Source organism: Enterococcus hulanensis (assembly GCF_005405485.1).
GTDB classification, from domain to species: Bacteria; Bacillota; Bacilli; order Lactobacillales; family Enterococcaceae; genus Enterococcus_A; species Enterococcus_A hulanensis.
In genome coordinates this window covers 13,421-26,152 of sequence record NZ_BJED01000001.1, presented here as the reverse complement: position 1 = coordinate 26,152, position 12,732 = coordinate 13,421, and the positions used below count along the sequence as shown (strand labels likewise).

10 protein-coding genes and 1 pseudogene are annotated in these 12,732 nt (G+C 41.1%); 1 reads left to right on the top strand and 10 read right to left on the bottom strand.

All coding sequences use genetic code 11. The features are described 5' to 3' along the window. Nucleotides 1–204: 204 nt before the first annotated feature. From pgmB to FFR60_RS00075, 7 genes are all read right to left on the bottom strand, one after another. Nucleotides 205–852, bottom strand: coding sequence for a beta-phosphoglucomutase (gene pgmB, locus FFR60_RS00105; RefSeq protein ID WP_137662473.1), 648 nt, complete (start codon nt 850–852; stop codon nt 205–207). Nucleotides 853–854: 2 nt separating this feature from the next. Beyond that, entirely contained in the window at nt 855–2,990 is a 2,136-nt protein-coding gene (locus FFR60_RS00100) for a glycoside hydrolase family 65 protein (protein WP_137662472.1), read from the bottom strand. Nucleotides 2,991–3,133: 143 nt separating this feature from the next. After that, nucleotides 3,134–4,561, bottom strand: coding sequence for a PTS transporter subunit EIIC (locus FFR60_RS00095; protein ID WP_137662471.1), 1,428 nt, complete (start codon nt 4,559–4,561; stop codon nt 3,134–3,136). A gap of 14 nt (nt 4,562–4,575) precedes the next feature. Then, nucleotides 4,576–6,009: a family 1 glycosylhydrolase gene (locus FFR60_RS00090; protein ID WP_137662470.1), complete on the bottom strand. Its 1,434-nt coding sequence runs from the start codon at nt 6,007–6,009 to the stop codon at nt 4,576–4,578. Nucleotides 6,010–6,163: 154 nt separating this feature from the next. Then, entirely contained in the window at nt 6,164–7,018 is an 855-nt protein-coding gene (locus FFR60_RS00085) for a helix-turn-helix transcriptional regulator (protein WP_137662469.1), read from the bottom strand. Nucleotides 7,019–7,316: 298 nt separating this feature from the next. Beyond that, nucleotides 7,317–8,420 carry a hypothetical protein gene (locus FFR60_RS00080; RefSeq protein ID WP_137662468.1) on the bottom strand — a complete coding sequence of 368 codons (1,104 nt, stop codon included), beginning with the start codon at nt 8,418–8,420 and terminating at the stop codon, nt 7,317–7,319. Nucleotides 8,421–8,704: 284 nt separating this feature from the next. Continuing rightward, on the bottom strand, nt 8,705–8,989 hold the full coding sequence (locus FFR60_RS00075) for a potassium channel family protein (protein ID WP_249354913.1): 285 nt from the start codon (nt 8,987–8,989) through the stop codon (nt 8,705–8,707). 264 nt (nt 8,990–9,253) lie between these two features. On the opposite strand from FFR60_RS00075, the gene FFR60_RS00070 reads away from it, so the two are divergent. After that, nucleotides 9,254–9,604, top strand: coding sequence for a DUF488 domain-containing protein (locus FFR60_RS00070; protein ID WP_137662466.1), 351 nt, complete (start codon nt 9,254–9,256; stop codon nt 9,602–9,604). A 55-nt stretch (nt 9,605–9,659) separates the two neighbouring features. Here the strand turns inward: FFR60_RS00070 and FFR60_RS00065 are convergent. The 3 genes and pseudogenes from FFR60_RS00065 to FFR60_RS00055 all read right to left on the bottom strand — a co-directional run. Next, nucleotides 9,660–10,371: pseudogene (locus FFR60_RS00065) on the bottom strand (cation:proton antiporter); the annotation flags it as partial. Nucleotides 10,372–10,626: 255 nt separating this feature from the next. Further along, nucleotides 10,627–11,562: a succinate--CoA ligase subunit alpha gene (gene sucD, locus FFR60_RS00060; RefSeq protein WP_137662465.1), complete on the bottom strand. Its 936-nt coding sequence runs from the start codon at nt 11,560–11,562 to the stop codon at nt 10,627–10,629. Nucleotide 11,563: 1 nt separating this feature from the next. Beyond that, nucleotides 11,564–12,697, bottom strand: coding sequence for an ATP-grasp domain-containing protein (locus FFR60_RS00055; RefSeq protein WP_137662464.1), 1,134 nt, complete (start codon nt 12,695–12,697; stop codon nt 11,564–11,566). Nucleotides 12,698–12,732: the final 35 nt, after the last annotated feature.

The window sequence follows — 12,732 nt, the reverse complement described above, 5'->3', positions numbered from 1 at the left end:
TGGATTTGGAGTAACAAAATGCGTACTATTTTTATATAGGAACTAGGATATGTCTTTTGTTGTACGGAATGGCGTCCTTTTTTTGAAGGCATAGTCGTGACTAACGGTCGTAAGAAAATGTAATATTTAATTCACAAGTTTATATACCCAATAATTAATCACTTCTAGATGCAGCTCTGGCAAACTTTTACATGTTCCGTTTTCCTATATTCGAAGCAACTCTTCAATAGCTATTTCTGTTAAATCAGTAATCACTCGATCCGCACCTTTTAACTGCTCTGCCTCTCCGATCCCGATCGCATACATTCCACAGCCTTTAATCCCATCGATACCAGCCTGCGCATCTTCAAAGCCGATCACTTCTTTTGGATCAAGTGCCATCAGTTGTGCGGCTTTGATAAAGATTTCCGGATCGGGTTTGCCCTTAGCTAACGACTCAGGATCAACAATCCCCACAAAATAATCCGCCAGTACTAATTTTTCTAGAATCAGCGGAGCATTTTTCGATGCCGAAGCGACTGTACAGGGTATATTGTGTTCGCGAGCTGCTGCTAATAATTCTCTCACTCCCGGCAAAGCATCCTCTGGCGTCAGCTCTTCTAATAATTCGACATAATGCTGATTCTTTTTTTCCGCCATCTTGGCTAGCTCGGCTGCTGAAAAGGTACTGCTTTTTTTACCGTGAGCCAAAATTCGTTCCAATGATTCTTGTCGACTAATACCCTTTAATTGTTCATTGAACACTTCATCAATCGTAATGCCGATCTCAGCGGCCAATTGCTTCCAAGCAATGTAATGGTACTTCGCAGTATCGGCGAGCACGCCATCTAAATCAAAAACAAATCCCTGCATGACTACTCCCCTTCTGTGTCTTGTTCGATCCAATGCTCATGATGATTGGCATAAATCCGATATTTCTTATTTTTATAATAGGTATAAAAATCGATTTCTTCGATTTCTGCCGGCAGATGCGGATCGATCACTAATTCGTCATTAATCACCTGCAAGTTGCAAAAACCATAAACGATCGTCATGAACGTACCGCCCATCGAAGCCGTATGAATACCGTCCTTTGTATTCTTATGACTGTTGTCCAGATCGGTACGAGCATTTTTCAAGAAGTATTCATAGCCCTTTTCCACTTGACCTAAACGGCTATAAACCGTTGAAAAAGTCGAGTACGACAATGAAGAATCATGAGTCGTCACTTCATCATAGTAAACAATACTTTTGGCGATCGTCGCCTGATCAAAGGCAGCTGGAAATAACATCAACGCCAATACCGCGTCGGCTTGCTTAGAAATCTGGTAACGATAAATCGTCAACGGGTGATAATTCAGCAGCAATGGATAGTTCGTTTCCTCCTGCGAATACGGCCAAGATCCTTTATTCAAGAAATCGCGATCCTGCGCAATGATCCCTTTCTCTTTATCAAACGGCAGCGCCATTTTGTCTGCAAAGAGTGCAAATTCTTGTAATTCCTCTTCTTGCAATTGTAATCTTTCGGTCAGCTCAGCCCAAATCTCAGGAGATTGTTCCTTCAAGATCTGTGCCAAACGATTGATCCATTCAAATTGATAGGCAACTAATTGATTGGTGTAATAATTATCATTCACCAATACGGTGTATTCATCGGGACCAGTGATTTTATCAATGTGGAATTGGTCATTTTTCAGATAACCAATTTCACTGAAGACTCGTGCTGTCTCAAGCAAAACTTCAAACCCGCAGTCTGCCATAAATGCCAGATCATCCGTGTAGCGATAATATTGAATAAAGGCATAGGCGATATCGGCGTTAATATGATGCTGCGCCGACCCACCCTCGAAAAATGGCGAGGATTCTGTTCCTGAGATTGTCCGCCACGGGAATAGTGCGCCGGTTTGGTATCCAAAAAGCTGACGATTCTCCCGTGCTTTGTCTAAAATGTGATAACGATAAGTCAACAACTGTTTCGCTAACGTCGGATTCAAGTGTAAAAAGACCGGGAACACAAACATCTCAGCATCCCAGAAATAATGTCCTTCATAGCCGCTGCCGCTCAATCCTTTGGCCGCGATACTAGTAGTACCATTGCTGCCTAGGGATTGCAGCAGCGCGAAGGTACTGTAATTGACACTTTCCTCCAGCATCTCAGTGCTTTTGATTTTAACTTTGGCGCTTTGCCAAAATTCAGCTAAGAATTGTTCTTGCTGCTGAACTAACTCGGCAAAATTACTGTCAATCCCTGCATGTTCCGGCTGTTGAAAAGCATAGCTGAGATTTTTTTGATAGCTGTTCCCTTCCAGTTTGGTGCGAATCACGATTCGCTCTGCTTCAATCGTCTGACTCAATGTTTGATTGTCAATCGACCAAGCCAGCTCTGCTTCTAGCTGCGAATACTCGGTACCAAATTTACAGCGATTTTTTGCTAAATCAATGTCTTTAATAGAAATTTTTTGCAGATCGTGGCTCATTCGCGGATCGTTTTTATCGATCGTTCGGACTGGATAAAAGTTCAAATGAGTCGTTAATTCGATCTCTTCCTCATGATTCACACGTTCAAAATCGATCTTCATGGAAAAAAGATTCTTATATTGAAAAGAAGCCAATCGCGAAATCGTGATTTTAGTCTGACGTCCTTGCGGCGAAGTCCAAAGTAAGCTTCGAACCGTCATCCCTTTTTCCATATCTAAATAGCGTTGGCTTTCGCTGATCGACCCTTCTGTGATCGAAAATTGCTCGCCGCCGATCGTAATCAAGGTCGTTTGTCCATCGATTACGCTGATCATCGTCTCACCAGTTGGCGTAAAGCCGTACATTTTTTCAGGATAATGGATGTCTTTGGTTTCGTAAAAACCATTGATATAGGTCTCACGATTGGTCGAAAAGTGATCGTAATAGCCTTCTTCTAGATTGCCTCGTAAACCGATTGAGCCATTCCCATTAAAGAAAAGACTCTCGGCTTTTTCTAACGTTTCGGTTTGATAATCGTTTAAATAGATTTTCATACATACACCTTGTTTCTATATAATGATAGAATTTCCAGAAAACCGAAAACTCTTTTGTTCTTCCCATGAGATATCAAGTTCCTAAGAACTGTCCTTTAAAAAAGTAGAATAGAAGTCGAAGCTTCTATCCTACTCTGATTATTTTATGAATTGACTGCTAAACCTTTAGCAGATTTTTCGGTTGGTGCAGCTTCGATTTTTTCATCCTTCTGTAAAACAAGCGTCAATACAAAAGATAAGACGACAGACATAACCATCATCGCTATACCAGCGATAATATTGCTTGTTCCTTTATCTCCTGAGAAACCTAGGATGGCCATCAAGCTGTTTTGCGGTACATATAAAGTTACATGCATTAATCCCGCAAAGCATCCAGAAATTCCGGCACTGATACATGCTGCCACTAACGGTTTTTTGTATTTCATTGTGATTCCGTATAAAGCAGGTTCAGTAATTCCCATGATGGCAGAAACACCTGCTGCCGCTGCGATGGATTTCACATTTTTTTGTTTTGATTTGAAAGCTACTGCCAATGTTGCGCCGCCTTGGGCTAAGTTCGCACAAACCTGAGCTACTAAGATCAAAGATTCTGTTCCAGTTGCCGCAAAAGAAGCAACGAAGATCGGTGTCAAGGCATGGTGCATACCAGTCATAACGATAAATGGCATCGCCGCTGCTAATAAAGCCACCATGATAAAGCCTAATTGTCCCTCCATCAAGTTAATTACCCAAGCTAGTCCCTGCCCAGCATAGTTACCCAACGGTCCAATCACGATCAATGCTAATGGTGCGGTGATCAATAAGGTCAATGTCGGATTCAATAGAATTTTTAATGATTGCGGTGTGATCTTATCGACGCCTCGTTCAATATAAGACATTGCCCAGATCGTCAATAACGCCGGAATAACAGAAGCTGCATAGATCACGCCTTGGATCGGCATCCCTATAAAAGAGATCGGATCTCCAGAAGCGACCCACTGACTGAAATTAGGATGCAGGAAAACACCTACAACAATAATAGCGATCGATGTATTGACTTTGAATTTATTCGCTGCAAAGACAGCCAATAAAATCGGCATAAAATAGAAAGCTCCATCACCAATGAAATCTAACACACGATAAGTACTGGATTCATTCGACATCCAATTGAAGGTCGTTGACAAGGATAAAATCACTTTGATCATCCCGGCAGCGGTCAAAGCTGGGATCATCGGTGTCATACAGCCCGTGATCGTATCGACTACCTTGTTCAAGATACTCGTTTCTTTCTTAGCTGAAGTCGTTGATGCGGCTGGCTGTTTGCCTGCTTCTGCATCGCCGTTGGTTACACCCTGCTGAATAACTTCTTCAAAAACTTCACCGACGTGACTTCCGATAATCACCTGCAACTGTGTCGGTGTTGGATTCACACCCACTACCCCGTCGATTTCTTTTAAGCTGTCGATATTAGCTGCTTCCGGATTTTTCAGATCAAAACGTAAGCGAGTCGCGCAGTGAACTGCGGAATTTACGTTTTCTGCTCCCCCAAGTCCTTGAATGATTTCTTTTGCTAACTGTTGATACTTTCTCATTTTTTTACTCCTCCCTATTCAAATACAACGGCACCATTTGACAAAATGACTTTTTGATAAAATGCAAAACTGTCTTTTTTAAAGCGTTGATGCGAACCATTATTTTCATCATCTTGATCCACATAGATCACGCCGTAACGCTTACTGATTCTTCCTTCACTAACACTCGGCAAATCAATGATCCCCCACATTAAGTAGCCCATCAGCTCAATGCCATCCTCTTCCATCGCCAACATCATATTTTTAACGTGCTCTTGCAAATAATGGATACGATAGTCATCATGAACCTTCCCATCAACGAACTCATCCTGCGTCCCGATTCCATTTTCCACAATGAACAACGGCTTATGGTAACGATCCTGCAGCTGGTTCAACGTGATCCTCAAGCCCAATGGATCATCCTGCCACACGCTCTTGCCTTTTGGCAAATGTGGATTGCGTAAGGTCGTATACCCATTTGTAGCCACACGATCGATCCCATTCTCCTCTGCCGCGGTACAGGCACTGGAATAATAGCTGAAGGAAACGAAATCGACTGTATTGTCCTTTAGAATCCTTCGATCTTCTGGATAAATCGTTAATTTCAAACCCTTTTCCACCATATAATGAGCAAAGAATTTAGGATAATCACCAAAGACTTGAACATCTGAGAAGAGCAGGTTTTCTTTTTCCTGCTGCAAGGCCGCAAAAACATCTTTCGGATCACAGGTGTAGGCATAAGTTTTCCCTGCAGCCAGCATCGCACCGAATTGATTCTCCGGATCGATCTGTTTGCCTGCTTTGATCGTTAAAGCATTTGCCAGCAATTGATGATGTCCGGCTTGGTATTGGATCGATAAATTATCTTTTCCTTCTTCAAACAAGATTCCCCCGCCGATAAACGGAATATGCAGCACCATATTCATCTCATTGAATGGAATCCAATAATTGATCTGCCCTTTAAAACGTTTCATCACTGTTTCGGCATAATGCAGGAACAAATCCACCACTTTACGGCTTTCCCAACCATTGTATTTTTCCACCAAATGGATTGGAATCTCAAAATGTGACAAGGTCACAATTGGCTCCATCTGATGTTTTTTCAGCTCCGTTAAAAGCTTTTCGTAAAATTGAAGCCCCGCTTCATTCGGTTCCTGCTCTTCTCCTGTCGGAAAAATTCGCGACCAAGAAATGGAAAAACGGAAACTATTCACACCTAATTCCTTTAGCAAAGCGATATCTGTTTGATAATGATGATAAAAATCATTCCCATTTCGTCCAGGATAGATTTCATCTCCTGTTGAATCTAAGATTGAAGCCGCTTGATTCTTATATACTGCCTTAAGGCGACGATCGTCTAATGGCAGATAGTCAAAATTCGAAGGCTTGCGTCCATCCGCGAGATAATTCCCTTCACTTTGTGCGGCAGAGACGGCTCCGCCCCATAAAAACTGTTTTTCTTTTTGCATTTACTTTGCTCCCTTTTGAACCGTATCCGTTTTCATTCGTGCTGATACTCTTATTATAGCCAGGAAATATTTTTTTCATTCCCCCATTTTTGTTGTATTATTCTCAAATATTGTCGAAAGGCAATTACTAAATCAGTAATTGCCTTTCTGCGATTTATTCAATTTTCATCGTACTTCGATATTCTAACGGTGCCATCGCCATTGAACTCTTAAACAATCGATAAAAAGTTTTATCACTTTCAAAGCCGGTTTGAGTGATAATCTCTGACACCGGCAGATCACTATTGATCAGCAGCCATTTGGCTTTGTCGATGCGATATTCATTCAAGAAAGTCAAAAAAGTTTTTCCCGTATTCTTCTTAAAGAACTTCGTAAAATAAAACGAGCTGTACCCCGTAATCTCGGCGATAGTTTGCAAAGTCAGCACTTCTTGATAATGGGCCTCCACATAGCTGAAAATACCATCCAGCTTCTCCAGTACATCCTGTGTCGCCAGCTTATTGATCTTTTTCGGCTGCTTTGCTTGCTGGGGAATGTCTCGCAACAAACGGGTAATCAGTTCGAACAGCTCCGCCTTCAACGCAAATTGATAGCCTGTTTCCTGATTTTCCATTTCACGATTCATTTGTTCAAGCAGACTTCTAACGGCTGTTTCATCTTTTTTCTCCCAACGAGGACTGATTGGCAGTAATTCCGCAAACAGCTTCTGCAAATCCAAATTTTCTTTATTACCTGCCGTAAAGTAATTCAAGTCAAATTGATAGACCAGCCGTTCACTGCCCGGCGAAGCCAAAACATAGTGAATCAAGCCGCCGCCGATAAAGGCAATCTCGCCCTCCCTCAGCTTATAAGGTACGTCATCGATTCCTAAAGAGATCGTCCCTTTTGTCACATAGATCAGCTCGACTTCCCGATGCCAATGAGGGGTAGTCAAAATATCCCCGTCATTCACCAAAATACGGAAAGGAAAATCCTTATCTAACTCGGGCATTTCTAAATAAATCGCCATTCCATTCACCTCACGGTTCATTTTGCCGTAAACCACAGTGAAAGTAAACGCTCTTTTGATTCGTTGCAAACTTTTTAGTTTAAATATTGCTGTTCTTTCTTTTTTCCATTTTGCTGAAGCGACTTTTTTCACGACCAAACGACAAATAGACCTAAAGACTCGTCTTTTTTTCTAAAGGTCTGCTTGTATAAATAATTAAATTGTAGTCAATACCTACATCATTCTTCTAATAAGAGGCATTCTTTGCAAGTTCTGAATCCATGACAAATAAAACCTTGCTTTACAAAGAATTTAATCTTTATTTTCGATGTTTCTTTTTCCCTTGATTATATTTTTCCAAAAGTTTCCGATCTTTTTTGGAAAGCTTTTTACCATTTGGTTTAGCAGGTTTGTCAACTTTTGGCGGCTTTTCTGCGCCTTCTTCAAGAATAGCTCCTGCTGCCAAAGATGGGATCAGATCGTTTTTCGGTTTTGCTAACGTCGATAGCGGTTCCTGTTGCTGATTTTCTTTTTCCTCTGGAACAATCCTAGATTCTATATTCGTCTTATTGCCAATAGGCAGATCTGCCGGCAATTTTTCAAAGCCTTCTTCTGCCTTATCAGAGGATTCCTCCAACATAGCTGCCTCTGCTTCCTCAAAAATCCCTTTAAGTAACATGATGAGTTCTCCCTTAGTCAACGCAGAGAGGTCAAAACCATCTATCAAAACACGCTCAATACTTGTATCCGCCTTCATTTTTGATGGTTCTGCCATCGAATTTTGGACAGACTCCAGCTGCTCTTTCGGTTGTTTCGTACTATAAAGCGTCGTGGTTCCTTTAAACTCACAATCCAAAAATTTGGCAAATTGTCGCACATCACCCTTTTCAAAAATCGTCAAAGTCGTTAAAATTCTGAGGATGCCTCTAGTTTCCTCAAGGGTATTGCTCGGGTCGGCATCTCTTAATTTCCATGTGTGTTTCTTCCCATTGGTATCTTCGAAGACAGAAACTAGCGTGTAGCTATCATAGTTATCAGCAAGCGCAGCACTGCCTCTATTTTTTAGATTACCTTCGTGTATTCGCATCTTTTTAGTCGCTTTATAATACGCATTTTCATTTTTGAACAACCGCTTGATGACGCTGATCCATTCGCTCTCATCTAGATAGTCCTTGAAAAATGGACTGAATTTTCTTAGTGTCTCGCTTGGTTCGGCTTGAAAAAGCAGGTCCCGCACAACATCTTGACAAGGCAGCGAAAAATCGCTTGCGACAAGCGCATTCCTTACAATAATCGCTACGATATATTCCGCTACTAGATCCGCATTTTTGGTTGCTTCCCAAAACTTGCGTACTTTTGTCTCAAGGTTCTTTCTGTTCTTCATCGTAAAAAGTTGTCGTCTGGTCAGTTGTTTGATTTCCATGCTTATTCGCTCCTTTTTCAATCATGAATCCAATTTCTTTTCTCTTTTATAAAATATACGAAAAAGAAAGCAAAAGCTCGTTCTAAAGTTTTCGGAAAAATTAACGTTTTGGGTGTAGATAACATGGGAAGAGCGCGGTGCATTTATAAATAAAACGAATTAAAGAAAATTTCAAATAAATCGAGCCATACGTAATTTAAATGACGAAAAAGTTTTCGATAGGTACGCAAAATAAAAGCGAAAATGATTAAGTAAATAACCTTTTTCGCTTTTATTTTTTTCAATTAATTGCGGCTTTTTTCAGCTTTTTCTTCGCTATGTTTCTTATTTTTATGATATTCCACCAACGCACGATTGAAATTTGCGATCACCGCCGTAATAATTCCCACACCGATCAAGACATAGACAATCGTAAAAAGTTTTCCTAAAGCCGTATGCGGAGACAGGTCGCCATACCCCACCGTAGCTAAAGTCATGACCGAAAAATACAAAGCATCAAGATAGCTCATTTTCTCAATATTATGATAGAAAATCGTTCCGATCGTCAGAATAAACAGAACTGCCAGCATGATCGCCTTTTGTTCATCCTGGCGGAATAAAATCTTTAAGATATGCCATAAGCTTCTGAATAGTAATGCAAATGCAACGAGAGCCGCCTTTCCGATTCAATAAATTCTAATTAATAAGTCGTTTCCAATGATTATTCTAACAGATTTTATTGGCTACTATCACGAAACCTGTAAGGCAACTTGGTTTCTAATAAAAAAAATTGTACAGTTCATTTGGTTTCTCTTTTCTCCCCTGCTAAAATAAAAGGCAAAGGAAGTGTTCAAATGCTGCAAATCAAAAGAGCCTATCTGCCTGCCAATAATTCTGATGGTTATCGGGTATTAGTTGATCGTCTGTGGCCTCGTGGAAAATCAAAAGAGACGGAAAAAATCGATCTATGGCTGAAGGAGATCGCTCCGAGTCCGGAGCTGCGGAAGTGGTTTAATCACGAAGTCGATAAGTATCCAGAATTTCAAATGAAGTATCGCGAAGAATTGCAATCCGGTACACAACACGATGCATTGAAAGAATTAAGAACGGTCATCCAAGCGCACGATAATGTAACTTTAGTCTACGGTGCTAAGGATGAACAACACAATAATGCGCAAGTACTATATGGCCTCTTAGACGAGTAGAAGCACCAAAACCAATGTGGTAACATTGGTTTTGGTGCTTTTCTTTTGTAGCTGCTTAGGGATAGATTTTTTTCGTAAAGTACTTCAATAAAAACGGCGAAGATAATGTTGTAAACAGGATCACCAGAATAAACGCTTAATAATTTTGAAACAATAGCAATGATTATCAAGACCACAATCGACAGCATTCCGTTGACCGTTTTTTCCAATCCAATACTAACAAAGAAGACAGGGATAAAAACGGCATAACCGATCACATCGACATTGTACTACAATTTCTTCCAGACATTGGTCTGTCCAATCGCAACACCCGTGAAAAAAGCGGTGATTACCGAACTCAAGCCAATAAAATCAGCCATATAAGACATACTCAGACACAGAATCAGTGAAACAATAATCACTGAAGATTCAGCCAGCAATAAATTGCTGAGTCTCATCAAATACCGCGCACCCCAACAGATCAAAAGGAAGATCGCAACAAAAAGCAGCACTTGCTCAATCAGCATGATCCCCAACGTATTACTATTCCCAACTTTTTTCCGCCTAAGAATGACCTGCTCATGCTAACGATTACTACCATCAAAATATCATCGACAACGGAGGTCCCTAGAACGGTCAATCCTTCCTTGGTATTGATCACGTTCAGTTCCTTCAGTACCTCAACTAAAATATCTGGATGAACAATCTAACCCGGCATTTCCTAATAAAATCCCGACAAATAATTGTCCGATCACTACAGAAATACCAAAGCGACGTGAGACATGACTAAAATAAGACCTAAAACACCAATGAACTCCACTTTCCTCATCCTTTTCGTATTGCTGTCACTAACTTTATTCTCTAGCCCTCTAAGAACAAAAATCGGCAAATCTTTTTTAGGATAAAGAAAAACGATAAGTCTGAATAGTAGCACTATCTCATTTTCAGGGATTTTATTCAGTAATTTGCAAGGGTCTAAATGAAAAAATAGAGACTATTTCATACAGCGAACAGCCTCTACTTTTGAATTATTTGTTGAAAGACTATCCTTTCAAAGCCAGACTATCTACTTTAGGCTCTAGTGATTGCAGCCTTCCGTTTGTCTGAGAATTTGTTTTTTCCATGAAGGTGACTATTTTTCCTAGTGTGGGACAAACAGTCACCCCTGCGTCTTCCAATGCTGCTACTTTCGATTTTACCGTGCCCATATTTCCACTGACGATTGCGCCAGCGTGCCCCATCTTTTTATTTTCTGGTGCGTACATTCCTGCAATATAGGCACAAATAGGCTTATTAATATTCAGCTCTTTAATCTTAGCAGCTGCCATTTCCTCACTCGTACCGCCAATCTCTCCAATAAGAACGATGGCATCTGTTTCCTCATCCCTTGCAAACATTTCTAATACATCTGCATGATTCATCCCGACAACTGAATCACCGCCGATTCCCACACAAGTGGATAAGCCGTAGCCCTTAAAAGTCAGATTCGAAGCCGTCTCATGGGTCAGGGTACCGCTTCTTGAAATAATCCCGATATGGCCCTTTCCATAAATATCTGCAGGCATGATTCCTAATTTTGACTTACCAGGGGCAATAATACCTATCGTGTTCGGTCCAACGACCTTAGCTCCCGTTTTCTTAGACTCCAGAATAATCGCGAGCGTATCCATCACTGGAACAAATTCAGTGATCACAACTAATAGTTCGATCCCCGCCTGTAACGCCTGTACAGCAGAATCCTTTACGAATCGCGGCGGCACCAACAACATTGCAGCACGAATCTGCGGAAACTCTTCCCGCGCTTCTGCCACTGTCTCAAATACTGGAATTCCTTCGACTGCTTCTCCGCCTTTGCCAGGTGCGACACCTGCACGCAGCTTTGCCCCAGACTCTAATGTTCGCTTCGCGTGGATTCGTCCTTGCTTGCCAGTGATTCCTATTATTAAAAGCTCTGTCTCTTGATCGATCAAAATACTCATATTATTGTGCCCCCTTTAACGCCAACAATGTCTGTACGGCTTCATCAGTCGTTCCATATTTTGTTTGAGGAAAACCAAGCTTTTCGTATATGCTCCATCCCTGTTCTTGATTGAATCCGCGGCTTTTCACCACAACCGTCTTATTTATTCCTAACTCCTTATAGGCACGGTCGATTCCTTCTGCCATATCAGCACAATTGTTGATTCCGCCAAATATGTTCACCAAGATATAATCGGTCTTTTCATTTTGTAGTAAAATGCGCATCGCTTGATAAGTCTTTTCAGCGGTCACACCGCCGCCCAGATCAAGGAAGTTGTTCACTCTACCACCATAGTGGAAAATGGTATCCATCGTGGCCATACCGATACCCGCTCCACCAGCCATCGTTCCTATAGTTCCTTCTGAATCTACCTCTACATAGGTCAGATCATGTTTCTCTGCTTCTATTTCCTGAGGAGACTTTTCCTGCGCTGTCCGTGACAAAATCGTATAATCACCTTGTCGGTAAAGAGCATTATCATCAATGACCAACTTCGCATCAATAGCCATTAGGGTATCATTTTTTAATAATGCTAATGGATTAATCTCGATCGTTGTCGCATCTAGCTCGAAGCAAGCCTTAGCCAGCTTTCCGGCAATATCTAACACTTGGTTTATTCTCTTTTCGGATAAATCAAAAACAGAAGTAGCTTTTTTGAATTCCTCTTCTTTGAATCCATTCGTACAATCAAAGCGCAGCAGCTTTTCTGGTGAAGTCTCCGCCAACTCTTCAATATCCATTCCTCCGAATGGGGTAAAAAGCATGATCATCGCGCGGTTTTTAACGTCTAATGTCATTCCAAGATAGTACTCTTCTTCAATTGGCAAAAAACCGCATGCGATTACGCCCTCCATCACTTGATCATTGATGGTAATCTTTTCAATGGTTTTCTTTGCCTCAAGTAATTCCTGCTTCGTTTTGACCACTTTTACAGCACCCGCTTTTCCACGCTTACCAGCTAGGATTTGCCCCTTTAGTACACATGGATAAGGAATCTCTGCTGGAATTTCATCACCCATCAGCAAAATACTATCATTAATCGGTATTCCAAATCGTTCTAATTGTGCTTTTCCCTCAATCTCTAAATAATCCATCAGATTTTCCTTTCTCCGCTCGCCAGTATTTCAGG

Coding starts and splice junctions, on each gene's coding strand:
- FFR60_RS00085 (WP_137662469.1), bottom strand. CDS start 7,018: ATGGCGATTTATTTAGAAATGCCCGAGTTAGATAAGGATTTTCCTTTC.
- pgmB (WP_137662473.1), bottom strand. CDS start 852: ATGCAGGGATTTGTTTTTGATTTAGATGGCGTGCTCGCCGATACTGCG.
- FFR60_RS00080 (WP_137662468.1), bottom strand. CDS start 8,420: ATGGAAATCAAACAACTGACCAGACGACAACTTTTTACGATGAAGAAC.
- FFR60_RS00075 (WP_249354913.1), bottom strand. CDS start 8,989: ATGCTGGCAGTTCTGTTTATTCTGACGATCGGAACGATTTTCTATCAT.
- FFR60_RS00090 (WP_137662470.1), bottom strand. CDS start 6,009: ATGCAAAAAGAAAAACAGTTTTTATGGGGCGGAGCCGTCTCTGCCGCA.
- FFR60_RS00095 (WP_137662471.1), bottom strand. CDS start 4,561: ATGAGAAAGTATCAACAGTTAGCAAAAGAAATCATTCAAGGACTTGGG.
- FFR60_RS00070 (WP_137662466.1), top strand. CDS start 9,254: ATGCTGCAAATCAAAAGAGCCTATCTGCCTGCCAATAATTCTGATGGT.
- sucD (WP_137662465.1), bottom strand. CDS start 11,562: ATGAGTATTTTGATCGATCAAGAGACAGAGCTTTTAATAATAGGAATC.
- FFR60_RS00100 (WP_137662472.1), bottom strand. CDS start 2,990: ATGAAAATCTATTTAAACGATTATCAAACCGAAACGTTAGAAAAAGCC.
- FFR60_RS00055 (WP_137662464.1), bottom strand. CDS start 12,697: ATGGATTATTTAGAGATTGAGGGAAAAGCACAATTAGAACGATTTGGA.